The sequence below is a fragment of the Thalassoglobus neptunius genome (assembly GCF_007859735.1).
GTDB classification, from domain to species: domain Bacteria; phylum Planctomycetota; class Planctomycetia; order Planctomycetales; family Planctomycetaceae; genus Thalassoglobus; species Thalassoglobus neptunius.
This window is the reverse complement of record NZ_SIHI01000019.1, coordinates 1-25257: the sequence shown is the minus strand read 5'-3', so window position 1 is coordinate 25257 and position 25257 is coordinate 1. Positions and strand designations below refer to the sequence as shown.

The window sequence follows — 25257 nt, the reverse complement described above, 5'->3', positions numbered from 1 at the left end:
TTCGTGGAACGAGGGAACCGGGCAAAGCGTGATGAGTCGTTGGGCTCATCACGCTTTCTTTCGTTTGCGGGGGCACGATTTTCAAAATCTTGTACCAGCGCTGGTAAACTGGTCTTCGAAATTTGGGCGGCTAGTGGTTCAGTGGGGCCATGACAACTCCCCAATCTCTACTGACAGCAGTCGAAGCGGCGATCGCGAACTTGCTGCAGGCCATGAACTCGGACACGACGCAGGAGTATTCCTACGGGAATCGATCCTGGAAACGGGCGGATTTTCCGAGGTTGCTCGAACAACTCTTCGATCAGCGGGACAGGTTGAAGAGGGAAGTCGCTGCGAGTAACAGACGCATTCATCTCGGCAGTCCAAGGCGGGGGCGTCGATGAATCTGTTTCGGAGGTTACAGGCCGCAGTTCAGGCCTTTCGATTTGCAGGTCAATCCAAAACCGCAGCTCGATCGCCACGGTCGGACAGCGATCCGTTCTGGATGTTTCCCTGGGGATCATCAGGACGCGGAGGCTATCGAGGCGGACAATTGGACAGAATGTCCGCCGACTGGCGACCGGGGACCATCGGTCCGAATCGCATGTTTGCGATGGATGGCAAGTTGCTCCGTGAACGGGCCTGGGATCTCTACCTCAACAACCCCTGGGCCAAGAGCGCCGTCGAGTCTTATGTCGCCAACGTCATCGAATGCGGCATCATTCCGCACCGCAATCACCTCGAGAACGGCGAAGACTGGTCGAAGGCCTGGGACCGCTGGGGCGGACTGACGGCCCACTCGACTCGCGAGGCCGACCTGACCGGCGAGCAGACGATTTACGGACTACAGCAGACATGGCTGCGTGAGATACTCGTTGGTGGTGGATGCCTGATTCATTTTGTGGATCGTCCCCGTCGATCCCAGCGAATTCCGATCTCGCTCGAACTGATCCCCGAGGAGCGATTCGCCGATCATTTGCAGACCGTTCCCGGCAATCCGAAGACGGCCAACCGGATCCATCAGGGACATGAAATTGATCCCGCGACCGGTCGCACTGTGGCCTATCACGTTCTGAAATCGCATCCCAACGATCTCACCCATGATCCACTCGCCACGGTCCGCCTCGCTCGTGAGACCTGCGAATACGGATACATGAAGGAACGGACGGGACAGAAGCGCGGGACAACGTTGCTCAAACAGGCGCTCAGGTGGATCTGGTCACTCGGCTACATCACCGACAACGAGCTGGATGCGTCGACGCTCAAGTCGCAATGGGCGTACATGATTACGACGGCGACTCCCTCGAACGACGACAATGGTGTGCAGAGTCAGGATGGCTACCTGACCGACCTGGCTGGCAACAAAATCGATGAACATCAATCGGGGATGATCTGGCATGGATCTCCGGAAGATGAAATCAAAGGGACCGGTCCGAATGTTCCCGGCGGCGACGCCGTGACATGGGTCACGTTGATTCAAGAGTCGATTGCCATTGGAGCCAACCTCTCCTGGCAGGAACTGACTCGCAACTACGGCAAGGCGAATTTCTCCGCCGCTCGCATGACACGCGGTGGTGACAAAAAACGCTTTCGGCCGATGCAGGATTTCTCGATCTGCCACTTCGGGAATCCCACAGTGGAACGCTTCGATCGAGCAGCTGTGGGCGCATTGACGCCGGGCTTTCCCTCTCCGACACAGTACCTGCAGGAGCGGGACGAACTGCTGGACGCTCAAGACTGGCAGGCACCCGGCTGGGAGTCTCCGAACCCCAAAGACGACGCAACCGCAAATCATCAGCGGATTGCCGACAAACTCGTCTCCCGAACCGAGATCGCGGGGACCGAAGGGCGCTCCTGGAAGAAGTCCCGCAAACTTCTCGAATCCGAACAGAGGGAACTGGAGGATTCGGGCCTGGCTGCTACGGCCGAGCCTGCTCCCAGCTCAGCACCCGAAGAGACTCCCGAGGACTCCCCCGAACAACAGGAGACGGAATAGATGCCGCGCCCGCTGTCCACCGCTCAACGCAAACGTCGACGTCGCCAACTCAAAGGGATCCAGTCCCGGATCTACGATCAACCTCTCGCGATCCTTCCATCGAAACTCGGCGAGATCACCGCTCTGATCGAATCTGTGATCGACGGTCAGGATCCTCCCGAAGCGACACTGCCTGATGAACACGCTCCTCTGGTTGAGTTCCAACCCCTGGCAGTGGGGAACTCTCGTCAGATCAGCCGGACGAACGGAGCGGAATCGGGATCGCGGGTTGCCATCCTGCATCTCCACGGAACGATTGTGCAGCGTTCCAACCTGATGACTCGTCACTCGGGAGGCACTGCTGTCGAGTCGTTCTCCCGATCGTTCGATGATGTTCTCAATGACGATTCTGTCGGAGCGATTGTCATCCACTGCGATTCGCCAGGTGGGGAGATCTCCGGAGTCCAGGAACTCAGCGATCATATCTATGCCGCCCGCGGGACGAAGCCGATCATCGCGTTCGTGGATCCACTCTGCTGCTCTGCCGCGATTGAAATCGCCTCGGCAGCCGACGAGATCGTCGCGACCCCTTCGGCCTGGGCGATCGGTTCGATTGGAGTTCTCGTTGTCCACCGCGAAGTCTCCCAGAAGAACAAGCTCGAAGGTGTGACCTATTCCGTGGTTCGCTCAACGGAATTCAAAGCGGGCGGAATGCCCTGCGAACCACTCTCCGATCTCCATCGCGGGGAACTACAGGCCCGAGTCGATCGGTCTCATCAACAGTTCCTGCAGACGATGGCTCGCAATCGGGGAGTCGACACAGAGACTGTGACCACCCGATACGGGAACGGTCGGTACATGGACTCAACCGAAGCACTCGAAGTCGGGCTGATCGACCGAATCATGACTTTCGGTGCATTGCTGGCAGAACTCGGCGTCACGGGTCGACCTCCTGAGATTCGCGAAGACGAAGCCCTCGAACGAGCACTGTTCGGTCAATCGGATCGCAAAACCATCACTCATGAAAGCACCCCACCTGGCAGCGGAGCTGCCCAAACACCTGTAAGGAGTCTCGCTGCGATGAACCCACAAATCCGCTACAAACTACTCCAGCTTGGCCTGATCGGTGCCCTCGCAACAGCCGAGGAATCGATGGCGGCCCTCAAACTACACTTTGAAGCCCACGGTCAGAAAGTCCCCGACACCGACGAGAAGATCCTCGAAGCCCTCGGATGGAAATCCGACCAGCAAGCTCACGATCGCAACACGACAGCCGCCAGTACCACACTGGAACGAACGCAAGTTCTGACTGATTCGGCGCAGGCCGCACAACGCTCCAGTGAACTCTCGATCTCCGATCTGATCGGGCTCGTCGCCACAGCTGGCGGATCACTCACTGTGGAGGAACGGCTCGAACTGCAATCCGAGCTGATCACTGCGCACGAAGCGAGTCCGCAAACCACTCGTCAGGTGCTCGACACGATCAATGCCCGCACGACGGCCGCGAACCCTCCTGCAGGAGCGTCGCTGCCCGTCACTGTCACCGCCGATGCGACCGACAAGATGGTTGCTGCCGCCCGCGATCAGATTGTCACCGCGACACTCCGCGGGGGGCAGCCACAGCAGATCTATGATCGTCAGCGCGGCGAGTACATTCCGTTCACTCCGGACACTCGCAACCGCGACATGAGCAGCCCTGTGGCGATCGCCCGCAAGTGCCTCGTCCAGGGCGGAGCCGATCCCGCCCGGGTGATGAACCTGCCGAAAGCGACGGTCGCACGTCTGGTCGGCGGCGCCAACCCCCGAGAAATGGGACTCGGCAGCCTGTACGCTGCCAGCGGAAGTTTCAATGTCTCGGGAATGTTTACGAACATTTTCCTCGACGCTGCCAATGTGACGTTGCGGAACGGCTGGGACAGCGGACGCACGACCTTTAAGCTCTGGGCACATCGGGGCGAAGACATCCAGGACATGAAGCCTGTCCATCGTGTTCTCGCGGGGGAAGTCTCGGATCCCACCGCAATCGGTGAAGACGGGTCATTCGATGAAACGACCCTGACCGACGGGAAGGAACAGTACCGCCTCACGATCTGGGGCAAGATGTTCACCTGGACCTGGGAAATGGTTCTCAACGATTCGCTCGGAGCGTTCATGGATGTCCCCACGAAGATGGGGAAATCGATGATCCGCAAAGAGAACCGGCTGATCTATCAGCACCTGAAGGACAACCTGGCCCTCGCCGATAATATCGCCCTGTTCAATGGGACATCCATTGCGGGCGGCGGTCACAACAACCGGACGACCGGAGCCCTGACGACTCCTGCCGACTACGTGAATGCGTTCGGAGTCATGCAGCGGAAGATGCGTCAGCAACGGGGACTCAATACCGACGACGACGGATCGGGGGCACTCAACCTCGTCCAGAAGTATTGCCTGTACCCTTCCGCCCTCGATGACATCATCCTGACCGCGCTGAGCTCCCGAAGTGTGGCGATCAACACCGGCGGCAACTCGGGGACGAATAACCCCTGGGAGAATCGCCTGGAGCCGATCGTCGAACCCGAACTCGACGCCGCCAGCGGAGGCTCGGACACGCGATTCATCACCGCTGCCGACGCTTCGGACTGCGACACAGTCGAGTACGCCTATCTCGAGGGACTGGAAGCGCCCGTCCTGGAAAGCGAGGAATCGTTCGCCCGTCTTGGCGGCGGGAATCGCCTGTACTTCGCGGTCGGATCCAAGCCGCTCGACTTCCGCGGAATGCAGGACCACACCGGCGAAGCGTAAACCGGCGAATTCTTTCACCCCTGATCACGCGCGTGATCAGGGGCTTTCGTTTCTTCTGTTTTCTGCCTCCAGCGAGGATCGCGACCATGAGTCAAAGCAAAGACCATTACCACTGGCAGCCGTCGTTCGCCCACGATGGTGCCCTGCCCACGTCGGGTAACGGCGTCGACGGACTGATCATCGCGGACACCAGCTCCGCCGGTTCGCCCAGCTACAACTTCGTGCCGGGCGAGAATGCCGGAGCGGTGAACATGGCGTTCGACTCGCAGGCCGAGATCCAGAATCTCTGCCTCCACATGGGGGACAACCTCCAGTTCGACATCGACACGATCACCGAGGCGTACTTTCGTCTCAAAATGAATCAGGCGGCCCTCGACGCGACGACGCAGCTCGCGTTCGGACTCACCTCCGCCCGCAATAACGCGATCGACTCGATTACCGAAGCGGCCCTGTTCCGAGTGATCGGAGCGGATGACACCACCGCCCTGGTGCTCGAAACCGATGACGGCGCAACCGACAACAACGATGTCGCGACCGGAAAGTCGCTCATCAACGAGTATCTCGACTTCCTGATTTCGTTTGGAACCGGCAAACGCGACGTGCGGTTCTTTATCGACGGACAGCCGGTCGCCATCGGTCAGACATTCTCGATGGCCAACTACGCCGGTGGCCTGCAGCCGTTTGTCCAGCTGCAGAAAACGGCCGATGCCAACGTCGATGGAGTCACGATCACGAACATGTACGTTCGCGGGCGTCGACGCCAGTAGTTCACCTGTTGATCTGGCGGCTGAGTGTTGATCCTTGCCAGGGGACTCGGCCGCTGGGTCATTTTTTCTTTCTTCCCTTCGAGAACTCACCATGACTATCAATCGCGATTACGGAATCGCCATCATCGTCAAACAGTGTCAGGTTGACACCGACGAAGCGACGAAACGGTTCGATTCCCTGCCCAGCGATCAGCAGTCCGAACTGATCGAAGCTGGAGCGAACGCACGGCTTCACGTCGTGCGCAGACTGCTCGGTCTGGCGACACCCGAGATCCCGACGAAAAACCCGGTGCTGCAAATCACACCCGGTGAGACGATCGAGATTCCTCGAGGGCTTTACCTCCTGCATCCGGTGCAACAGGTCTCGCAAGGGGGCGAGAGTCCCACGTCCCTGGTCTCTTTGGAACTGATCGGAGCTCCGCACACGGACGAGTCCGACGGGGTCGAGTTTTCCGAGTTGTCTCCGCGCGTGAAGCGCGCACTCGACAACGTCCTCCCCAACGAGAGCGGTGAGTTCGAGAATCAGGAAAGCGGCCCCTCGGACCGAAAGCAGCAGATTGAAACCTCAACTGACGGTGAGAACTTCACCGAGTAAACAAACCTCCTCAACGTCCGAGATCCCATGACGCTGCGAGACTTGATCAACGAACATGCAGGGAGTGTGTTCCTCAACGCGGATCATTTCGCCGAGGGGATCACGCACTACCCCGGTGGGTCTGCGCCGAGTGCGACGATCACGGCAGCGTTCTTTCCCGAGGAGAAAGAGGACCGCGACGAAGAGCGGGGTGACGGATACGAGATCTACGCCCGACTGGAAGTGGCGGATTCGGTCACGATCACCCGCAAGGACAAGTTCACCATCGGTGGTCGTGACTGGTATGTCGTCTCGATCGGAGTCGCCGAACTGGGGCTGCTCCCAATTCGCATCGTCAATCGCGAACAACTGCGGACAACCGGCAACGGTCGCCCTCGTCGTCATCGGTAAGGAGGTCGAGGGATGCCGCAGAACTTCGTGCAAGCTGTCATCGACAACGTCAAAACACTTGTCTCCAACCTGGAGACGTTTCAGACGATCGTCGATGCCGAGGATGCGACCGAGGCCCTCGACTCGATCTATTTCATGGATGCCGAGGATGATGGCTCCGATCCCATCCCGAGAGCCATCGTCGGAATCGAGCCTCCGTTGACGCGGGTCAAATCGAGCAGCTCCGGCTGGTCGACGAGCCAGCTCACCATCTGGATCGCCGTCGAAGTCCCCATTCCGGGAGCAGTCACCGGCTACGCCGCCCGGGACCGCTGGTTTGCAGGTTTGGTCGAAGGTCTGCTCAACGACCTGGAGTCGATTTCGGGGACCGGGACCTATCTCGCGTTGCGATCCATCACGATCGAGGAAATCGCGGTCTTCGCCAAACCGGAGATGAACGAGGGAGCGGAGTTCATGACCTGTTACTTCACCGGGGAGGTCGAGTAAATGCGCGTGAAGAGCACACTCGAAACCGACCTGGTGACGGCCCGCGGGGCCCGACAGATCAACGCTCGAATGAATGCCGAACTTGGGGAACGGCATCATCGCAAACGAGTCCCCAGGCACTTCGCGAAAAACAGGTTCACGAACCCGAACTCAGGCGCTTACGGATACTTTCGGAGAACAATTCGAACCCAGGAGGCCAAGGTCAAGAAGGGACAGGATCCTCTGCGTCCGAACTACGCGACTGGTGAACTGTTTCGGGCGATCATGGGCAGTTCCAAAGTCCGCAAAACCTCCACGCGATGGAGCTGGCAAGCCCGAGCCCACCGCAAGATGACTGTCACTCAGCGACGTGAGATCGAGGCCCACGCCCCCGAGGAACGCAAAGAGAACATTGCCTACCGCGAGCGTCGATTCCCACAGCTCGCCAAGCAGGCCCAGTACCGACGTAAACGAAAACGCAGGAGCTGATCGATGAGTCAATTCGGAGTCTATGATGCAATCCTCGGATCCGGCCTGACGCTCCGCCAGGTCGTGGACGGAGGCTGGACGACGACAATCGAGGAATCGATTGCACTCCACTCGGGTGGAATTGATCCCCAGCAAATCTATCAGGGAGATGCCGAGCAAGTCGCGACGTTTCAAACGGCGGACCTGGTCGGTGTCCTGGGGGGCATCGATCCCGCAAGTGGCCTGCTGGTTTCCACGGGAATCACCGTTCCATTTCGCAAGAAAGCGAGCGGAGCCACATTCGCGGGCGACGATTCGCACTTCGCTTCCGCAGTCTCCAACGGCCTGGTGATCTGCAGCGAGATCTCTGCTTCCAAAGAACAGGAATCCGGTGACTCACCGGGTGCAATTGCGACGGTTCAGGCTCATGCGATTTCATCGAGTGGTGCGGATCCGATCACGGCGTCAACGGGGAACTCACTGGCTTCGCAAACATTCAACGGCCAGTTTGTGATGGGTCCGGTCCTGATTGATTCGACCGCAGTGACGGACGTGCTGTCGGTCTCCGTCTCCACGGGCATCACGCTCGACAAGTGGCGAGCCAGCAAAGGGGACTATCCGACACGGATTTACATTGCCTCACGACGTCCGGTGATCTCGATCGAGCTGGAAGACATCGATTCGTTCGCATCCTCGGGAGGCTTTTCGCTGGGAGCGTTCGCCATCTCCTCGGGTGTCGATGCCTACTTCAAAAAGCGAGCGGATGCCGGTGGATACGCTTCCGGCAGTGTGAACGGAAAAGCGTCGATCGGGGCGGGCGTCGGATTCGCGGAACAAATCAACGGGGGAACAACGGGTCATGCCAGCGGACGGATTCGCCTGGTCGGAAAAGCCATGACCTGGTCTGTGACAAACGCACTCCCCTCATAAGAGAGGATGCTCCCCTCACAACGCAAAGTACTCCCCTCATTCGGAATTTCAGTCATGCAGTTTCAGATCTGGCTCAATCACCACGACACGACCAATCAGCACCAACGTCTGGTCGACGTCGGACTCGGTGACTGGACCGATCTGGATTGTTTTCAGGGTCCGGGTCCGGAACGCAAAGACGGCTGGATCTATCTCCGCACGTCACCCACTCAACGCGGTCCGCTCGACGGTGAAATCGAGTGGGTCTCGGCTTTGCCCGTGGGCGGGAATGCCGGTCGCTATCACATCGGATTCGTCAAGGGGCAGAATCCCACTCCGATGGACCTCGCCCGACCGTACCAGTTCCCAGGGATCTGGCGTTCGCTCGGAGACGGCCATCGCTGGCTCATTCCGATTCCCAAGCAGATTCCGCCTGCGATGATCTACCAGGCGGACGGGACGGTGGGATTTCAACCGCTCCGCCAGATGCATGGGCATTTCATCCGGGCGACGTATGTCGATCAGGTCCACGCCTGGGAGAAGCTCCTGCTCTCGGCAGATGGATTTACGCAGATCAACGTCGATGAGCTGATGTCGTTTGCTGTGGAAGCTCTCACAGTGAACTACTTCATCACACCCGAAGTCATCAATCGCCTGCAGCTCCTGACGACTCCGATCGCGAAGGAGATTATGTTCGCAGCGGTGGGCGCCATCACTGCGAAGAACCTGGCGGAGGTCCTCAAATGACCAACACCGTCAAACTGGTCGAGACCATTGATGACCGAGACGTCCTCGAGGGTTTCCAGAAGCAGAACAAGCTGCTCGATCAGATGCAGCGACGTCTGGAGAAAATCGATAAAGCCAGCGGCAAAGCGGGCAAGACCGCGAAGGATGGATTCGCAAATGCTGGTCGAGAAGTCACCAAGTTTCTGGCGACGGTTGCTGGCATTTCGACTGTGATGCAAGGGTTGGATAAGCTGGTTGTGCAAGTCCGCCGGGAAATTCAGAACATCCAGTCCCGCCAGCGGGGTGCCGCCGATACACAGCTGGAAATTGCCGCCACGCAGCGCAACGCCCTTAAAAACTTCGGAGGAGAAAGAGGGCAGGCTTTGCTGGATGCCATCGCTTCGATTTCCAGTGATACCGGAGCCCGACAAACGGACCTATACGCAACAGCATCGACGGCCCTCTCGTTCAAAGGGGATTCGCTGACCGATCAAGATGCGTTCGACGCGGTGCGCGTTGCGGCAATGCTGTCTCCTGACAATCAGCAAGATCAGCAGGCAACGTCTCAGGCAATCCTCGCTCAGCAGAAACTGACCGGGGGAACGGCCGAGCAGATTGCGGGGTTCCAGATCGCAGTGAAGCGTTCGAGCCCTGTGGCCTCCGATGCCGATTTCGGTACAAATGTCGCTCCGGTAATTGCCAGCTCCACGCAATTCGGAAACACAGCTCGTCAGTCCGGTGCCCTCGCAGCGGCCATTGGTCAAGGGGTCGGAGACCCAACAGGACGGGTCAGCGGGACTGCACAGATTAATTTCGAGAAGCAACTCGCCCAGCTCCTGCCCAACGTCCAGGGAGGAACCTTCGCCCGGCTCGATGTGATTCGCCAGGATGACGAACTCCGAAATCGTCTTCTGGGAAGCCTGGATCGAGCAGCAAGTGAAGCTGGAACGGATGACAAGGGGGAACTGACAACCGAGGCCAAAGCCTTTGTGGCTCTTTCGAATCTGCTGCAGAAGGACTCGAACGCGACGCAGGAGCTGCTCAATCGCACCTATGATGCGCTGCCGGAATTGGCAGACGCCGAGAAGTACTACACGCAGACGCTCGAATCGATCAACGCTGTGGCCATCCAGCAAACGGCCAATCTGGAACGGGGCTTGGAGCAGATAGGAGAAAGGTTGCGAGCAGACAACACGGAGGGAGCCAGAACAGCGATCACCCGTGACCAATTCGCGAGCATCCTGAAGGACGCTGGATTGTCCGACCTCGAGCAACGAGTCGCCCTGGCCAAGTTTGAGTTTCGCGCGGGGATCAGCGAGGTGAACCCGGTCTCAACAGCGGCCGAGATTATTCGCCAACGAGAAACGAATCTCCGCGCAGGCTCAATCGTTTCAGCAGGACCTGGAGCAGCACCCACGCGCGCACCTGCCTCTGCTGAGAATCTTGCTCAAGCTCGGGTGTTCGATCGGATTGCTGACGAGTTGGAAGCTCTGGCTGTCGCTCTCGAGGGGAACAGCAAAGCGACGGATCGCAATACCAAAGCTGCGAATGCAGGCGGATCCAACCCCGCGGCCGGGAACTCGAGGGAGAATCGCTGATGGCTCTCTCACTTGGAAGTTTCACATTTTCAGGACGGTACGGGGCGATTGTCGAACAGCCGCCCGAAGTTGCCATGCAGCGGATCCAGTTCCCCGGAGCGTATGGAGAAGCGCACTTATTGTTTCCTCCAGGTGGGACGTCGCTGCAATGCGAATACATCCTCGACGGTCTCGCTTCGCGGGCCGCTCTCAAATATCAGGTCAGCCTCCTCCATTCCTGGGCGGGCATCCTGACTGGAACTTTGAACCAGGACGGAGTGACCTGGACCGGTGTGACGTTCCTCGGATGGACGCCGACTGGACTTCCGTCAAACGATCCACATCACGACTACACGCAATTCGGTGTCCTTCAATTCAGGAGACAGGTGATCCAATGACGCAGCCTCAACTTCAGCAATACCCAGAACACGTGCCACGCCCTGCCGTTCCTCGTCGGATGGATCCGCAGCAGAAGGCGAACCGATCTCGCAAGATTGGTCGAATCCTCGCGTCACTGGCTCCAGAGGATCTGGACTCTGGAGATCCGCAGGACCTCTACGACCGGATTTGTCTGGAAGAAATCACGCCGCACGAGTTCGCCCAGCAACTCGAACACCTGCGAGGCCTCCGCAAGAACCTCGCCACAGGCGTCGATGCCGGATCCCCGAGCGATGCTGCAGACTCGTCAGATCTGGCGAGGATGGCCGACACCGTCGAAATTGACGATGCCTCGAATCCGCCTGTTGATGAAGCAGAACTCGCCATCGATGAGCCAGAACCGGCTGTTTTTGAAACAAAACCGTCTGATCCTGAAACAGAACTGCCCATCGATGAGACGGTCGACGAGGAACCTGCTGCCGAATGATCCTGCTGCATCCGACGATCACTGAACTCTACTGGTCGAGCCCGACAGATCTGACTGTCCGGTTCGTCAGTGGCGAAACTGCGCGTCGGCATCAGGTCTATATCGGACGGCGTCTGGCGGGTGAAACAGGGAGTCCCTCTCAGCGACGATTGACGATCAATCTGATCCCCACGGTCTGGCCGCAATGGTTGACCGTCGTCGCCATCGACGAGGAGGAAGCGGGCCTCGATCGGGGAGCCTGGCTCCCTCCCCGCCCCTACAACTCAGTGCGCGTCACGTTCGGGAATGCGGACTGGACCGGCGATCCGCATGAAATCGATGTGCGGGCCTGGGATCTGTTTCGGGGGCAGTCTCCGGACGGAGCGATCGACTACTCCACTCCGATCGCCACAGTTGTCGCCGAAGAGCAAACGACCAGCTACGAGATTCACAGCGACCCACTCCCGGGTTCAGGCAACTGGAATCTCGGCCTGCGCGGACGCGACACGAAGAATCCCGACGGCAATGTCGGCCCGACAGCAGAGTTTTCCGTCGAGGTCCTGGCGACACCTCCCGATTTCGAGAGTCCGTTCTCTGCCTCCGGATCTTCTGGAACATTGACTCTCTCTGCCAGGATCCCCAGCGAATAGGAAAGAGTCCCGATGACGATTCTGTACCAGGATGCTTTTCCCAACGGTGGGGCCAATGTCGATATCGATAGCTGGGACACTGTCGCCAACGGCGGTGTTTGGTGGAACGATGCCACTGATTCGACTCCCTGGACGATTCTCGATGGATCGACGGGAATCGTCCATAGCACCGGAGGCGGCGTCTGGATCCCTGGCACCGGGAACAACCTCGCTGAGTTCCCGGAAGCGGATCTCGATATTGCGTTCGACTTCAACTACGGAAACGGGACCTCCGGCAGCTACGACACGACGTTTTGGATTCGGTCGAACTCGGGTCTCACGCAGGCACTGGGAATCAAACACGACGCCAGTGCGGCCACGTTCTCTTTGGTGAATCAGGCGGGAACGGATCAAGGTGAAACCCCGGTCGCTTCGGGGATGGGAACGCACAGTACGGTCTATGCGATCCGCATCCTGCTCTCCGGAAACAAAATCAGCGTCTGGGTCGACGACGTTCTGCGAGTCGATGAATGGGAGAACTCAACCGGCAACACGAACAAGTACTTCGGTTTCGCAGGTTGCCAGGCAGCGGCTCGAATTGACAACTTCCTCGTGACCGATGTTGCCGAGACGACGTTTGCAATCTCCAGCAACGGGCACAATCTGACGTTCACATTGGCGGGAGCCACTGCGGCAAGCATCACCGACATCGACGGAAGCGGATCCGTGGCTGTGACCAGTGAAGGCTACAACAACGGATCGCTCACGACGCGGTCGCGGACGATCCCCATCGAACGGTTGCTCTCCTCGACGGACAACTCCGGCGATGCCGACATCGTCCTCCGCCTGGCCGAGCCGATCCACGATGATTGCACATCTGTGACCTTCACTTGCGATGAGGCGTTTGTCTCGGATGGTTCCGTTGATCTCGCTGCACAATCCGCAACGTCGGTCACCAACAATTCAACGCGTGACTATCCAGTCGCCTGCTGCAATATCGTCTCGGAACCGATGCAGCGGAGGACGTCGGAGTTCAACGTCGACGTCGAGGCCCTCGCTGGTTCTTACGCAGGACACCGCGGAGAGTTGGGAATCGACCGCGTTGATGTGACGGTCACGACAGCCCTGCGACTTTCCTCCGGGATCGCGACCGCCGATGCTGCGGCAGAGGAAACGATCACGGGAGGCACTTCGGGAGCCACGGCCCAGAACGTGGTGGCACTGACCCAGTCGATTGGATCCACCACGATTGCTGTGAAGAATGTGTCTGGAACGTTCGTGGCGGGTGAGTCGATCACCTTCTCCGGAGGTGCCACAGCCACAGTTCACGCCTCGGACCCCGGAGCGGTTGCCGTCACCAAATCGACGCAGTCGCACACGGCGGTCACACGACTGTTCAGCGAGGGGCCCTTTGAGACCACAACCCTCTTTCGACTGGCCTTTGATCCCGAAGACGACTGGTCTGCTTCGGTTGCTTCCACTGTCACGATTCTGGCGAAGGCTTACCCGATGGTGGGCGATGCCGACTCCGTCCGCGAATCCAACATCGAATACGCCTTCCTCGACCCCGCCGATTCTTACGACATCCACCATTGTGTGGTGGACACCAACGGCACCGAAGGCACGCCAGCCGTTTACGCGGGGGACGGTGGTTACGCCGCCGGAACCGACTCGCTACACGCGAGTGCCCGCACGAACTTTTACGACGACATCAACGCAGCGGCCAAAGCACTGCAAACCGCGTCGTCGAACGGGACTCCCTCGTTCTCGGTGATCTACCTTGCTGAGGGATCACACGCCATTACTGGCTATTCGGCGGGCGTTGCGACAGGGACCTCCGACGGTCCGCTGATTGTGACACGAGACCCGGCCGTCTCGAAATCGGCGTGCGTTCTCACAGGATCGGACTCGGGAGGTTATCGATCGATCGGCCTGCAGATTGAAGACGTGACTCACGACTTCGCCAATGCGACCGCGACCGACATCCTTGTGGCCTCGCTCTCCAGTGTCTTGTTTGGGATCCAGCAAGGTCTGGGCAGCTCGCCGATGCTCTACATGAAGAATGTCGACCAGGTGGGCGGCGGACAAGAGGTCGTCGCCAACGATCGGTCTGTGAGCAACAACTACATCCGCACCTACAAGTTCGGAGGATCGTACCGCGACACGAACGGAAAACCGAATTACTACGATGTCGCTCGCGACGTCGAAGTCCTGAGGTCCTCGAATGACTTGTGGAATCCGGCTGCGAACAACTGCGTGTTCTACAATGTCCTCGCTGACGATTTAATCATCGCCAACGGATCTCACGTTGACACCTTCCAGTTGATCTCCACTGGACTCGAAAACCTGATCACCAGCTATGCCTGGTACAAGAACCTCGGCGAGGTGCAGGCCCCCTGGTTCTGGAACGGAACAGGAGTCGAGGAGGCACAGTCCATTGGTGCCCGCTGCATCATCTCGGAGGATGATACCAACCCGACGCATATGCAGTGGGCCGAATGGGCGATCGACTCCCTCTTCTTCTATCACAACTCGTGTTTCGATGCGTTCAGCATGGTGGACGACGAAGGGGCCACAGCCTTCACGAACTGCTTTGTGATTCGCAACTTGTTCAAAAGTCTGAACTTGCACGGCGACGCGGGAGATCCGGATGTCTCCGGCATGACCTGGCGAAACAATCACGTGTTCTCGACGACCAATGAAGTTGACGACGCGGAGGTGGGAGACGATTGGACCTCGGGAGGCGGAACGTTTTCACAATCGTTCATGTCGACGGAAGTCAACGCGGTCATCAATGCCTACGCGAGTGAAGACTATTCCGCCAAAACCTCCAGTGCGATCACCTCACGCTGGGACGATCCGCTCGCCACGTACTCGGCGACAGGGTCGACGTTTCCTTCCGATGGCTCCGGAGCCATCGGAGCACTGCAGGTCGGAGAGACTCTCCTCGATCCGGAGACAATGGCGATCAGCTCCACAGGTGTGATCACGTCCAGCGGATCAAACCCAACTCTGGTCGATGCGATTGTCGCCATTCTGGCGACCGCCACGATCACCTCGGGCGGGCGGGCCGGTTCCGTTCCCGGCGAGGAACTTGACTCAGTCCGTCGTCGCAATCTCTTGCGTCGATTCTCCCCTTGAAGAAAGCAGAGCCATGCCCGTCACAACACAAACCGGCCAGGCCGACACACGCCTGGCCAAGCGAACGATCGCAGGGACGATCTCCGTCACAACCAGCCTCTCCACGACGGAGCAGTTTGAGCATTTGCGATCGACGCGGATCCTTAACGAATCGGGGGGAGCGGTGGTCCTGACGGTCTACCAGAGGAATCCGGTGACCGGAAACTTCGTGCTGGCCAAAGATGTCGGGACCGATGGCGTTCTCGACAGCCTGGCAGACGACGCGTCTCTCGAACTTCCACCGGCGTTGTTCGGTGCCGACTTTGTGAAACTGGTCGGAGACGGGGCGGCGAGTCTCCACTTCCTTTCGGCCGACTGATTCGAACGCTCCAGCGTTCGTGAAACACCATCGAACGCCTCAGCGTTCGTCAAACAACATCGAACGCCGCAGCGTTCGTGAGACAACACTGATCACGCGGGTGATCAGCACTTCGACCACATCGTTCATTGCCAGGAGTCGCGAAGATGCCCACTGCCAACTACCTCGAGAACGCGTTGATGAATCACACGTTCCGATCCACGTCGTTCACAAAACCCACCAAAATCACCATCGCACTTTGTACGTCCGCTCCGGCGGACACCGACGACGGTTCCTCGATCAGCGAGGTGGCCGACTCCAACTCGTACGCAAGGGTCGATCTGGGAGCACCCGCCGATGCCGACTGGTCGGATCCCACGGCCGGAACTATCGGAGAAATCACCAATGCGGCTGCGATCACCTTCCCGCAGGCCTCCGGCAGTTGGGGCACGGTGACTCATGTGGCGATCCTCGATTCGGACACGCATGGGGCGGGCAACCTGCTCTGGTACCAGGCTCTGTCTGTCTCGCAAGCCATCACCTCGGGGCAGCAGTTCGCCCTGGCGATCGGGGATCTGGCGTTGTCGTTTGGGGGAGCCGCGTCCAACTACCTGCGGAATGCCTGGCTCAATCATACGTTCCGAACCGGATCATTCAGCCAGCCGACCACAGTCGCTGTCGGTTTGACAACAGCCGCTCCTGTGGCCGCCTCGACCGGAGCGACGATCACCGAAGTCCCGGATTCGAATTCGTACGCCCGCGTCGATCTGGGAGCCCCTGCCGACGCGGACTGGTCGGCACCGACGGCCGGAACGCAAGGTGAGATCGACAATGCGGCCGACATCCAGTTCCCCACGGCCTCGGGAGGCTGGGGCACGATCACGCATTTTGCCCTGCTCGATTCGGACACGCATGGAGCCGGAAACCTGCTTGTCTCCGGAACCCTCGATTCGTCCGAGTCGGTCATCAGCGGGAATGCTCCGAAGTTCGCGGCCGGAGCACTCAACGTTCAAGCGAACTGATCTGGCAACTCGTGATGTCACGAGATACGTCACAGCGTCGCACGTTCACGTTCCCATCGCTCACTGATTTTCCATGACCCAAACGGCCCGACCCACTTCTGACATCACCGTGAACGACTGGACTCGCCAGGACGGGGCGGGCTTCAGTTTGTACACGACGATCGACGAAGTCACTCCCAGCGATTCGGACTACGTGCAGTCCTCCGATTCGGTCAACGACCATTGTGAGTTTGCACTCGATGCACTGGACGATCCGATGGTGGCCTCGGGGCACGTCTTGAGATGCCGCTACAAGAAATCGAGTTCTGGAGGCAATTCGCGAGACCTGCGGTTCGCGCTCTACCAGGGAGCGACGCAGATCGCGAGTCGAACAGACATCGCCATCAGTGATGCGTGGACCACGGAGCTGCTCACTCTTTCGGCAGGCGAAGCGAACGCGATCACCGATTACAGTGATCTGCGCGTGCGACTCGAAGCCTTCGGAACGGTCGCGGGAGGGTCGTCGCGACGCGTCAACGTTTCAGCCGTCTGGCTCGAAGTCCCCGATGCCGGTGGATTGCTGATCTCTGGATCGGCAGCGATCAGCTCGAGCAGCTCGGCGACCGGAACCTTGCACAAGATGATCAGCGGAACCTGCTCGATCAGTTCGAGTGGATCCGCCTCGCTCAGTGACATCGAGGAGTTCAGTGGAACCGCGACGATCAGCTCCAATGGAGCGGCGTCCGGATCTCTCGTGATGCCGATTCAGTCGACCGCACTGATCACCTCGGATGGCTCGGCCGAACTGCAGCTCCGGGGTGCTCTGTCTGGTTCCGCGCTGATCACTTCGGAGAGTTCAGCATCCGGTTCACTCGTGATGCCCCTCTCCGCCAGTCTGGAAATCAGCAGCAGCTCGTCGGCTCTGGCAACCGTGACGTTGAGCGTTTCGGCCTCGTCTCTGATCAGCTCGGACGGATCGGCGTCCCTCAGTGATGTTGATGAACTCGTCGGGACCGCAGCCATCACCTCGAGTGGATCAGCATCCGGTTCACTCGTGATGCCGATTCAGTCGACCGCACTGATCACGTCCGATGGCTCGGCCTCACTCGAAATTCCGCCCGGGATGGTTCGCGACCTGGTGAATGGCGGATTGACTCACACTGGCGTCGCACTCATCAACGGAGGACTCATTCGATGAGCATCTTTTTCCAGCAGATCCCCGAAGACGCCACGCTTCGGATCCCGTTCACGACCAACAACACCAGCGGAGGAGCCACGGCCCCGAGTTCCCCGTTCGAAGCCGCCGATGTCACGATCTACAAGAACGGATCGGCTTCGCAAAAAGCCACGACCAACGGCCTCACGATGACGTCCCCGTTCGATTCCACGACCGGACTGCATCTCCTCGAAATCGACACCTCCGTCGACACCGGGGACTCGGGCTTCTGGACAGAAGGTGCCGACTACATCGTTGTGTTGAATCCGGATGAAACGGTCGCGGGACAAGCTGTCGTCGACGTGCTGGCGGTCTTTCGACTCGGTCCCACAATCAACGCAGTGCAATTCGAATGGTCACTCAAAGCGACCGAAGGGGACATCCTGCAGCTGGCTGTCTGGCTCGATCGAGATGGTCAGACGGTCGACATCGACGCGCTCGATGCGGCGGCAACGTGCGATATCACGATCCGCGAACATGGGGCCGCGATCGGAGCACCCCTCTACACGTTCAATCTCTCGGCCGGGACCGCCTCTCACTACGAGGACAAGCGATTCGAGTACGAGTACCAGAACCCAAGTGACGATGATCCGCTCTTTACCTCGAACCGCGAATTCGACATCGAAGTCATTTTGACGATCAACGGAGTCACCTACGAGCGGAACTTCTCGCGTATCGTCTGGTAACTCTCAGTCGAGGTTGATTCCCAACTGCAACTTGTGGACTTCTGATGCAACGAGCCTCACACCGATCTCCGCCGATTTTTAGCGACCGCCCGTTCGCCGGTCAGGGAGTGTCGGTCTATCTCGGCACCTCACTCCCCTTGATCACCCGGCCGCAGCGGATGGTTCACGGCTCTCCGTTGGCTGTCGGAGATCATCCCTATTCCGCAGAGTCCATTGCTCGCACAACTCGCGTCGGCAGTGAATCGGGAGACTCGGGGGAACTCGTCGAGGTGGAAGTCGACGCGAGTGCGTATGCCTCGCAAACTCTCTGGATCGACGTGCGGCATTTCAAAGATCGTGTCGAGAATTCGGATCCGCATCCGCAGCAACTGTTGCTCGACGGGTCGGGAGATCCCGTTTCCGAGATTTTGGGAGAAGCGATCAGCCTGGGATACGTCGCACTCGCGGGAGGAATCATCGAGGTTTCCTTCCGCTGGATTCCAAGTGCGTACGGTTTGACTGTGGAAACGTTTGAGCTGCGACGGGTTTCGGGCCCCACGTCACCTGCGGCCGTTTCGATCACCGCGAACAGTTCCGCACTGTATCAAATCGAATCAGAAGCTCTCGACGACTCGGCCACGTACTCTCTGGAAGTCGTGGCGATCAGTGGTTCGACAGAACGGGTTCTGTTCACGCTCGCCAGTGTTCAGGCGGATGCGAGTGGGCCTCCGATTCCAAGTCCCATCACGACGGAGGTGGTGTGATGCCATCGGCTCCCCGACCTGACACCAATCTCGCCCGCCGAGCTGGGATCCTCGCTGTCTATTTGACTGACCGCGATGGTTCAATCACCGACGAGGACGAACAGCCGCATCTCTCTGCGGAGTTGATTCGCCACGGTGTCGGTCGAGAAGTCGAATGCCGAATCGCCTACAACTCAGCGAGCTACCGAAATCGAATTGGTGACGAGTCTCTCGACTGGCCGATGGAATCTCGAGTCGAAGTCTGGATGGTCCGTCGAGAACAAGGTCGCAGCGGTCGCATCGAGACCACTCGCGAGTTTGCCCTTTTTGCGGGACTGATCACCTCGCACGAACTCGCGATGACCGAGAATCAGGAACACCGATATTTTGTGGCCACGGTCCCTGATGAGTGGTTTGGAGAACTGATTGAAGGGCCACTCGTTTACAGCTACCTCGATGCAGCCGAGGTCGTTCACGCCTCCGACCTGGAGTTCAATCCGAAAGTTGATGGTCTGGTTGTCGCCAACATGGTCGCCCCGGGTCAGGCGCGTAATCCGTTGTCGATTCCGATCTGGGTCGATCCGGAGTCTGTGCGATCGCAAACGGCCATCGACAACTATCATGGAACGCCATCCGCCTGGACGATTCGCGGAGCAATTCGGGCGTTGTGCGGCATCGCCAATTCCGGTGAAGACAACCTCGCCAACCCCAGTCTGGAAAACATCGATCAGGCGACCTCGAATGCGAGTGAGATCAAGAACATCAGCCTGCCCCGCGGGCGTCGACTCGACGAATACCTGAGCGGCCTGCTGCCCCGCTACGGTGTGAACTGGTGTGTCGACTTCGCGGTCTCTGAGGACGAGAGCTTCCAACCCCGGATTCGCATTTATGAACTCGGCCGTGGTCCCGTTTCCAATCTGCGAATTGGACGGTTCAACTCGACGACGAGTTTCGCGAGTTTCAACGTCGATCAGATTCAGATTTCGGCAGACATTCGGGATGTGACAACGCACCTCGTTGTGACGGGTGCCCGACGCGAACGCGAAGTGACCGTCGAACTCTATCGCGGGTGGCCAACGTCCGAGGATGCCACCGTCGCAGTTTCCAGCGTGGACCAACGTGCTGGCCGAAAATGGATCGCCAATGAAGGGGGCGACTACACCGACCTGCGTCCCGAGATCAACGATCCGATCGAACTGTTCGGCGAAGGTCCAGTTCCTCGCCGTCGCGTGATTGAACACTGCCTGACCTACCTCGAGGGAACGGAGGTCCGGCGGCCGCCTGTGATCGAGTACTCCACAGACGATGGAGGAAACTGGTCGATCGTCGACGGCAGCGATCCCGAAAACCCGGGGCTCGGTCTGAGGCCGTCGATCCTGCCCACTGAGATTGGGATCTGGTTCACCGACGAAGAACTGCCGAGCGAACTGCTGGAGACCAATCCCGAAAACCTACGGCTCCGGATCACCGGGACGGTTCGTGACGACACCGCACTGAAGTTTGAGACGCTCGATGGTGACAATCAGTCAATGCTCGCGGGAACAGTCACTCGTCACATTGACGCCTCCGATCAGTTCTACGATCGACGCCGACAATCGACCGGTGACGCCGCTTCGGTCCTGACGGGAGAGCACGACAATCGCGACGATCAGTCGGAACTCGAAGAGTACGCCCGCACCCTGCTGTCACAGATGGATGCGATGCAGCTAGTTGCCCGGATCTCAATCCCCTGGCTCGCCACGGGGTACAAGATCGGCGACATCGTTGAGAAGGTCGAAGGCCGCGAAATCAATCTCCGCCGGTCGTGGGGAGTCGACGGGACTGGCGACCGGATGCAGATCGTCGGCCTGGAGTACTTCAACTCCAACGGACAGCAACGCACGGAACTGATCACGCAACCTTTTGATATTTGAGGCGGCACTCTCATGAGTGATTTGATTCGTCAATCCAATCGTGATCACGACCGGAACCCTTACCGGGCACTGGTCGTCCAGGGGAAAGGTTCCAGTTCCTGCGAGAAGTCGATCCGGATGATTGTCACTGGAACGCCCACGGCCGGAACGATCACGCTCGGAGTGACACTCGTCGGCATTTGGGACACGATCACGTTTCCCTGGAATGGAGCGGCAACTCCACTTCGATTCCCGACAGGGATCAATGACGCCTTCGCCGCTCATGCCGGTTGGAACGCTTCCACCGATTCGATGACAATTCTCGACGGTCCTCTGCCGGACAACTCGATCCAGTTCCGACCAGGTGGGAGACTCAACTTCGACAATATCTCCATCTCCACGGATTCCAACACCCTGACCGGTGGAGCAGGCATGGGAGTTCGCATCGAACGAGCCAATGGGAGCTGACCTTTGACCAAGTGCAACACTCAGCGGTTCTTCGAATCCACGTTTGTGAACCTCCTGAAGATCGACAAATCAGGCGGTGGTCTCGAATGGGCGGCCTGCGAACGGATCCACGGAAACGACTGGGGCGAGCCGACTGGTCCGATCGCTCAGGCGTATGATGGTCTGTATGTCTTTGAACAGCCTGCAGGAACAATCCGTCTGGTGAACTCCGCAGGATTCAATTCCTGGGTGTCCGACATCAACGGGAAGATCGACGGCAGCAGCTCGTTTTCCAGTTCCGGGGCTCCGTTCGTGTATCTGAACACACACGGAGCCGCAGCGACTTCCGACTACCTCTATCTCGGACAGAACAAGTTCGACGCGGCGACCGGGGCCTACATCAAGAATCTGAACTTGTCCTGGACGAATGCGTTTAATGCGGGCGATTGGGGCGTCGCGGCCGGTGGCGAATCGTTCGACTACATCTCCAATCTCGATCACTTCAACCGCTGGGATGACACGAGTTCCGCCGTGACCATCAATAAAACCGATTTCACGTTCCGGCAATCGCCCGATCGCAACCGGACACTCCTGGACGACGGAACTTACTACTATCCCTGGTTCACGAACGGAACAACCGAGGGGATTGCCCAGGTCGCCATCAGCGATTTGTCGATCATCGACACGTTCGTCGACAACACCTCGGGACTCGGAGCGGGCGGAGCACGGCAGGCCGTTCGCGATGGCCTGCTCGTTTACTCTTCGGGAGCGAACTGGTCACTTATCGAGACTGCGACGATGTCCGACCTCTGGGAGGAAACGGACGACTGGCTCGGATCGACGTTCAACGGTGTGACGGGGCTCGACTGTTGCTCGGAGTTCGCCGTCGCCTGTGGGAATCCAGCAGCTGACAAAGCGAACACCGTTGTCGCTCGCGACCTGAACGGTGATCTTCTGTGGGGAGTGGAGATTCCGTTGGTTGTCGGTCCGGGCTCCACACACCTGACAGCGCGTCCGATCATTTCACAGGACGAGTCGCTTGTATTCCTGGTAGGAGCCATTCAGCTCGACTCGTCGTCGAGCTATTACCAGGCGATTGCTGCCCTTGACGCGACGGATGGATCTGTCGTCTGGTCACTGCGACACGTGGGCGGCCCCCGGAGAGCGTATGGAGATCTCTCCGATTGGGGCGTCAACCTCATTGAATCCGGCAGTTCGATCTACCTGGCGAAGCGATCGCATCGCGGTCCCACGTATCGCTGATTTCTTGGAAGCTGCGCGAACCGAAGTTGATCTAGAGTCAGGTTCGGGTCTTTGCGAGCAAGCTTGTCGAGTTGCTCGAATTGTTTGTCGGTCGGCCGTCGTTTGCACTGACTTGACTTACGCTGCTCGTTGGATCGATCCGGAAACAAAAAACAACCACCGACATGCGGTGGCTCAGTCTCCCTCTCCGACATAAGAATTAGAGTTAATGGTCTGGACGAGTGGGGCCGTCGCCGCAGATTGGTCTCCGAATATGCCACGCGTCAACAAACGTTGTAGAGAAGATCGAGTCGTCCTCGCAGCCGGCGTTTCTTGCCGCCCTCTCCCAAGCGAGATAGAGAGCACCACGGTCTTGTCCACATGCGATTCCGGACGAGGTACGGCCTGTTCGGTCACATCTCACCAGAACCTTGGTAGCAGGACCAGATATCTGCTCAATACCGTAGTTTTCTTCGTCGCCAGGTAGCGAGGGGAACGCGGAACTTGTCTCTCGCGTCAAGCTCAGCAGATCGTAAAAGATCGCAGACTCAGCACTCTCAGGCCGTTTGAGTGCCACTCGGACACGCTCGTGCTTATGATCCCGGCAGCTAACCGTGCCAAGCGGTTCAATGTTCTGAATGAGGCTCACCGGTAAACGGATCCATTCATCATCACATCGCTGGCTTGGATTGAAATCAATGAAGCCCCGTTCAGATTCGTCCACCATCGCCAATCCCGACAAGACGACAGTCCTTGCCTGTTCTGCCAGTTCGCCGTCAAGTGACTTTTGAATGAAGTCTTCTGGTTTCAGTTTTGACATTCGTTCAACTCCAATGTTCTTGAAATTGTTGACCGATAAACCACTGCGTCTCTTCTATGGAAGACGAATCGCACTTACTCGCCTCCTGTAGTATGTAGAGAATAAATAAGAAATCAATTGGATAGGGATGTCAACTCTGCAAGCGGTATTGTACTAGCGTATCGACCTTGAGCAGTCTTCGGGTGAGACGATACTTTTCGATCAAGCAAGGAGAGTGATCGATGGCGAAGAAATATGTCCTAGAACTGACGACTGCCGAGCGGACCGAACTCGAAGCGGTCACCAAATGGGGCTGAGCCTCAGTCGGAATGCGAGTCGCCAGCAGCAGCGACATCCATCATGCTCAGGAGCTGCTCGGGCATACCGACATCAAGACAACTCGCCGCTACACCCACCTCTCACGCGACCAGCTCCGCAAGTCCCAGGAAGAAGCCTTCGACCAGAACACCCCCTGAAAAGAACACGGAAGGGTAGAGCACAGGATTGAAAATCCTGGTGTCGGCGGTTCGACCCCGCCCCTGACCACTTTTTTTTCTTCGACCTAAACAAATATTCACTTACTAAATCGTTCGGTTTTCCAGACGGTCGACCTCGTCAGCGGAGTCTCATCCGCATAGACTGGAGGGATGAAAGTGGTTCTTCAAGAAGAGTTTCGACGGATCGTCAAAGACGAACTCACTCGCCAGGGAATGTCTCAGAGCGAACTCGCTCGCCGTATGGGCATTTCCCGACCAACGGTAAGTCAGTACCTGTCTGGAAAGTTCTGCCCCGGCCTCGATGTCGTGGAGAATTTCTTCAACGCTTTGCACATCTCGCTTCAAATTGGACCTCAGGAAGTTCAGCAGACTGCAGAGTCTGTAAAGTAAATGGTTCTTCAAGAAGAGTTTCGACGGATCGTCAAAGACGAACTCGCTCGCCAGGGAATGTCTCAACGTGAGCTCGCTCGCCGCATGGGTGTCTCTAACCCGATGATCAACCAGTACCTGTCTGGAAAATTTTGTCCGGGGCTCGATGTCGTTGAGAGATTCTTTATCGCACTGGGACTCCCGCTCCACCTGAGTCCCCATGAGGCCCGACAGTCGGCTGATTCAATCGAGTAATTGTTCGCTCTGAATAATTTCCTGCATATTCGACACAGGAAAATCAACTCGCCACCGATGGCGCTATCACTGTTTCTTTTTAGTCGATTTCTTTACCGGCCAATGCCCCAAACGCCTTAGCGGACAAGCACATCCGTTCCGCAAAGCTGCTCGCATCGACGAGTTTGACGATGGCAGTTTGCATCACCGCCTCACTCCCGCCCTTTGCACGCCCCGAATTTCTCTCGATCCAATTCGAAAATTTTTCCATTCCTTCGACTTGCAGAACGTTAAGGATATCCTTAGCGCATCGATGAAGCAGGTTGAAAGGAGATGCCGAAAATGAGTTTCGAAGCTTTGGGGCAGACGGGATCGATCAGGCAACCCCAGGAGTTGATCTCCTGGGGCGCCCCAGCGACTCCCCCCGTCAGGGAATCAGGGAAAACCCGAACCAATCAGAAGATTCTAATCGATGTTTCAATTGCCGAGGAGGAGGTAGTTGCACGGTTGTATCCACGGTGGTTCCCCTCGCCCGTCGTTGTGGATTTCGATTTTCAAGTGCG

The 25257-nt window shown here is 58.2% G+C and carries 27 protein-coding genes; 25 read left to right on the top strand and 2 right to left on the bottom strand.

The genetic code is table 11. The features are described from left to right. Positions 1-167 precede the first annotated feature (167 nt). On the bottom strand, positions 168-353 hold the full coding sequence (locus KOR42_RS18660) for a hypothetical protein (protein ID WP_146511363.1): 186 nt from the start codon (positions 351-353) through the stop codon (positions 168-170). Positions 354-379: 26 nt separating this feature from the next. On the opposite strand from KOR42_RS18660, the gene KOR42_RS18655 reads away from it, so the two are divergent. The 22 genes from KOR42_RS18655 (at position 380) to KOR42_RS18550 (ending at position 22816) form a co-directional block, all read left to right on the top strand. Then, positions 380-1975, top strand: coding sequence for a phage portal protein (locus KOR42_RS18655; RefSeq protein ID WP_146511362.1), 1596 nt, complete (start codon positions 380-382; stop codon positions 1973-1975). After that, positions 1976-4741, top strand: coding sequence for a S49 family peptidase (locus tag KOR42_RS18650; protein ID WP_146511361.1), 2766 nt, complete (start codon positions 1976-1978; stop codon positions 4739-4741). Positions 4742-4827: 86 nt separating this feature from the next. Then, entirely contained in the window at positions 4828-5508 is a 681-nt protein-coding gene (locus KOR42_RS18645) for a hypothetical protein (RefSeq protein ID WP_146511360.1), read from the top strand. Between the two features lie 91 nt (positions 5509-5599). After that, positions 5600-6103, top strand: coding sequence for a hypothetical protein (locus KOR42_RS18640; protein ID WP_146511359.1), 504 nt, complete (start codon positions 5600-5602; stop codon positions 6101-6103). Positions 6104-6130: 27 nt separating this feature from the next. Then, entirely contained in the window at positions 6131-6493 is a 363-nt protein-coding gene (locus KOR42_RS18635; RefSeq protein ID WP_146511358.1) for a hypothetical protein, read from the top strand. A gap of 12 nt (positions 6494-6505) precedes the next feature. Next, on the top strand, positions 6506-6979 hold the full coding sequence (locus KOR42_RS18630) for a hypothetical protein (protein WP_146511357.1): 474 nt from the start codon (positions 6506-6508) through the stop codon (positions 6977-6979). Next, a complete protein-coding gene (locus KOR42_RS18625; protein ID WP_146511356.1) occupies positions 6980-7447 on the top strand; it encodes a hypothetical protein in 468 nt (155 codons plus the stop codon). 3 nt (positions 7448-7450) lie between these two features. Further along, positions 7451-8356 carry a hypothetical protein gene (locus KOR42_RS18620; protein WP_146511355.1) on the top strand — a complete coding sequence of 302 codons (906 nt, stop codon included), beginning with the start codon at positions 7451-7453 and terminating at the stop codon, positions 8354-8356. 54 nt (positions 8357-8410) lie between these two features. Next, positions 8411-9082: a hypothetical protein gene (locus KOR42_RS18615; protein WP_146511354.1), complete on the top strand. Its 672-nt coding sequence runs from the start codon at positions 8411-8413 to the stop codon at positions 9080-9082. Then, a complete protein-coding gene (locus KOR42_RS18610) occupies positions 9079-10659 on the top strand; it encodes a hypothetical protein (protein WP_146511353.1) in 1581 nt (526 codons plus the stop codon). Before KOR42_RS18615 ends, KOR42_RS18610 begins: the two co-directional genes overlap by 4 nt. Then, complete coding sequence (locus KOR42_RS18605; RefSeq protein ID WP_146511352.1) at positions 10659-11036, top strand: hypothetical protein; 378 nt, start codon at positions 10659-10661, stop codon at positions 11034-11036. The genes KOR42_RS18610 and KOR42_RS18605 overlap by 1 nt, the downstream gene beginning before the upstream one ends. Continuing rightward, a complete protein-coding gene (locus tag KOR42_RS18600) occupies positions 11033-11503 on the top strand; it encodes a hypothetical protein (RefSeq protein WP_146511351.1) in 471 nt (156 codons plus the stop codon). Before KOR42_RS18605 ends, KOR42_RS18600 begins: the two co-directional genes overlap by 4 nt. Next, a complete protein-coding gene (locus KOR42_RS18595) occupies positions 11500-12132 on the top strand; it encodes a hypothetical protein (RefSeq protein ID WP_146511350.1) in 633 nt (210 codons plus the stop codon). Before KOR42_RS18600 ends, KOR42_RS18595 begins: the two co-directional genes overlap by 4 nt. A gap of 12 nt (positions 12133-12144) precedes the next feature. Next, positions 12145-15252: a hypothetical protein gene (locus KOR42_RS18590; protein WP_146511349.1), complete on the top strand. Its 3108-nt coding sequence runs from the start codon at positions 12145-12147 to the stop codon at positions 15250-15252. Positions 15253-15265: 13 nt separating this feature from the next. After that, positions 15266-15610: a hypothetical protein gene (locus tag KOR42_RS18585; protein ID WP_146511348.1), complete on the top strand. Its 345-nt coding sequence runs from the start codon at positions 15266-15268 to the stop codon at positions 15608-15610. Positions 15611-15756: 146 nt separating this feature from the next. Then, positions 15757-16611: a phage tail fiber protein gene (locus KOR42_RS18580; RefSeq protein ID WP_146511347.1), complete on the top strand. Its 855-nt coding sequence runs from the start codon at positions 15757-15759 to the stop codon at positions 16609-16611. A 73-nt stretch (positions 16612-16684) separates the two neighbouring features. Beyond that, on the top strand, positions 16685-17788 hold the full coding sequence (locus KOR42_RS18575; RefSeq protein WP_146511346.1) for a hypothetical protein: 1104 nt from the start codon (positions 16685-16687) through the stop codon (positions 17786-17788). After that, complete coding sequence (locus KOR42_RS18570; protein WP_146511345.1) at positions 17785-18492, top strand: hypothetical protein; 708 nt, start codon at positions 17785-17787, stop codon at positions 18490-18492. The genes KOR42_RS18575 and KOR42_RS18570 overlap by 4 nt, the downstream gene beginning before the upstream one ends. A gap of 44 nt (positions 18493-18536) precedes the next feature. Beyond that, positions 18537-19235: a hypothetical protein gene (locus tag KOR42_RS18565; RefSeq protein WP_146511344.1), complete on the top strand. Its 699-nt coding sequence runs from the start codon at positions 18537-18539 to the stop codon at positions 19233-19235. Further along, positions 19235-21127: a hypothetical protein gene (locus tag KOR42_RS18560; RefSeq protein ID WP_146511343.1), complete on the top strand. Its 1893-nt coding sequence runs from the start codon at positions 19235-19237 to the stop codon at positions 21125-21127. The genes KOR42_RS18565 and KOR42_RS18560 overlap by 1 nt, the downstream gene beginning before the upstream one ends. A gap of 12 nt (positions 21128-21139) precedes the next feature. After that, positions 21140-21574, top strand: coding sequence for a hypothetical protein (locus KOR42_RS18555; RefSeq protein ID WP_146511342.1), 435 nt, complete (start codon positions 21140-21142; stop codon positions 21572-21574). A 3-nt stretch (positions 21575-21577) separates the two neighbouring features. Next, complete coding sequence (locus KOR42_RS18550) at positions 21578-22816, top strand: hypothetical protein (protein WP_146511341.1); 1239 nt, start codon at positions 21578-21580, stop codon at positions 22814-22816. 205 nt (positions 22817-23021) lie between these two features. Here the strand turns inward: KOR42_RS18550 and KOR42_RS18545 are convergent, their stop codons facing one another. Beyond that, positions 23022-23615, bottom strand: a complete 594-nt coding sequence (locus KOR42_RS18545; protein ID WP_146511340.1) for a hypothetical protein — start codon at positions 23613-23615, stop codon at positions 23022-23024. 626 nt (positions 23616-24241) lie between these two features. Here KOR42_RS18545 and KOR42_RS18535 point away from each other — a divergent pair. The 3 genes from KOR42_RS18535 to KOR42_RS27440 all read left to right on the top strand — a co-directional run. Then, a complete protein-coding gene (locus KOR42_RS18535) occupies positions 24242-24481 on the top strand; it encodes a helix-turn-helix domain-containing protein (RefSeq protein WP_146511338.1) in 240 nt (79 codons plus the stop codon). After that, positions 24482-24715 carry a helix-turn-helix domain-containing protein gene (locus KOR42_RS18530; RefSeq protein ID WP_146511337.1) on the top strand — a complete coding sequence of 78 codons (234 nt, stop codon included), beginning with the start codon at positions 24482-24484 and terminating at the stop codon, positions 24713-24715. Between the two features lie 321 nt (positions 24716-25036). Continuing rightward, positions 25037-25257: hypothetical protein (locus KOR42_RS27440; RefSeq protein WP_231741004.1), on the top strand; the 221-nt coding region annotated here is incomplete at its 3' end.

Excerpts from the sequence above, each read along its gene's own strand:
- KOR42_RS18585 (WP_146511348.1), top strand. The coding sequence starts at position 15,266 with ATGCCCGTCACAACACAAACCGGCCAGGCCGACACACGCCTGGCCAAG.
- KOR42_RS18555 (WP_146511342.1), top strand. The coding sequence starts at position 21,140 with ATGAGTGATTTGATTCGTCAATCCAATCGTGATCACGACCGGAACCCT.
- KOR42_RS18595 (WP_146511350.1), top strand. The coding sequence starts at position 11,500 with ATGATCCTGCTGCATCCGACGATCACTGAACTCTACTGGTCGAGCCCG.
- KOR42_RS18545 (WP_146511340.1), bottom strand. The coding sequence starts at position 23,615 with ATGTCAAAACTGAAACCAGAAGACTTCATTCAAAAGTCACTTGACGGC.
- KOR42_RS18600 (WP_146511351.1), top strand. The coding sequence starts at position 11,033 with ATGACGCAGCCTCAACTTCAGCAATACCCAGAACACGTGCCACGCCCT.
- KOR42_RS18615 (WP_146511354.1), top strand. The coding sequence starts at position 8,411 with ATGCAGTTTCAGATCTGGCTCAATCACCACGACACGACCAATCAGCAC.
- KOR42_RS18535 (WP_146511338.1), top strand. The coding sequence starts at position 24,242 with ATGAAAGTGGTTCTTCAAGAAGAGTTTCGACGGATCGTCAAAGACGAA.
- KOR42_RS18660 (WP_146511363.1), bottom strand. The coding sequence starts at position 353 with ATGAATGCGTCTGTTACTCGCAGCGACTTCCCTCTTCAACCTGTCCCG.
- KOR42_RS18620 (WP_146511355.1), top strand. The coding sequence starts at position 7,451 with ATGAGTCAATTCGGAGTCTATGATGCAATCCTCGGATCCGGCCTGACG.
- KOR42_RS18560 (WP_146511343.1), top strand. The coding sequence starts at position 19,235 with ATGCCATCGGCTCCCCGACCTGACACCAATCTCGCCCGCCGAGCTGGG.
- KOR42_RS18530 (WP_146511337.1), top strand. The coding sequence starts at position 24,482 with ATGGTTCTTCAAGAAGAGTTTCGACGGATCGTCAAAGACGAACTCGCT.
- KOR42_RS18575 (WP_146511346.1), top strand. The coding sequence starts at position 16,685 with ATGACCCAAACGGCCCGACCCACTTCTGACATCACCGTGAACGACTGG.
- KOR42_RS18625 (WP_146511356.1), top strand. The coding sequence starts at position 6,980 with ATGCGCGTGAAGAGCACACTCGAAACCGACCTGGTGACGGCCCGCGGG.
- KOR42_RS18640 (WP_146511359.1), top strand. The coding sequence starts at position 5,600 with ATGACTATCAATCGCGATTACGGAATCGCCATCATCGTCAAACAGTGT.
- KOR42_RS18645 (WP_146511360.1), top strand. The coding sequence starts at position 4,828 with ATGAGTCAAAGCAAAGACCATTACCACTGGCAGCCGTCGTTCGCCCAC.
- KOR42_RS18635 (WP_146511358.1), top strand. The coding sequence starts at position 6,131 with ATGACGCTGCGAGACTTGATCAACGAACATGCAGGGAGTGTGTTCCTC.
- KOR42_RS18565 (WP_146511344.1), top strand. The coding sequence starts at position 18,537 with ATGCAACGAGCCTCACACCGATCTCCGCCGATTTTTAGCGACCGCCCG.
- KOR42_RS18610 (WP_146511353.1), top strand. The coding sequence starts at position 9,079 with ATGACCAACACCGTCAAACTGGTCGAGACCATTGATGACCGAGACGTC.
- KOR42_RS18580 (WP_146511347.1), top strand. The coding sequence starts at position 15,757 with ATGCCCACTGCCAACTACCTCGAGAACGCGTTGATGAATCACACGTTC.
- KOR42_RS18650 (WP_146511361.1), top strand. The coding sequence starts at position 1,976 with ATGCCGCGCCCGCTGTCCACCGCTCAACGCAAACGTCGACGTCGCCAA.
- KOR42_RS18570 (WP_146511345.1), top strand. The coding sequence starts at position 17,785 with ATGAGCATCTTTTTCCAGCAGATCCCCGAAGACGCCACGCTTCGGATC.
- KOR42_RS18630 (WP_146511357.1), top strand. The coding sequence starts at position 6,506 with ATGCCGCAGAACTTCGTGCAAGCTGTCATCGACAACGTCAAAACACTT.
- KOR42_RS18655 (WP_146511362.1), top strand. The coding sequence starts at position 380 with ATGAATCTGTTTCGGAGGTTACAGGCCGCAGTTCAGGCCTTTCGATTT.
- KOR42_RS18590 (WP_146511349.1), top strand. The coding sequence starts at position 12,145 with ATGACGATTCTGTACCAGGATGCTTTTCCCAACGGTGGGGCCAATGTC.
- KOR42_RS18605 (WP_146511352.1), top strand. The coding sequence starts at position 10,659 with ATGGCTCTCTCACTTGGAAGTTTCACATTTTCAGGACGGTACGGGGCG.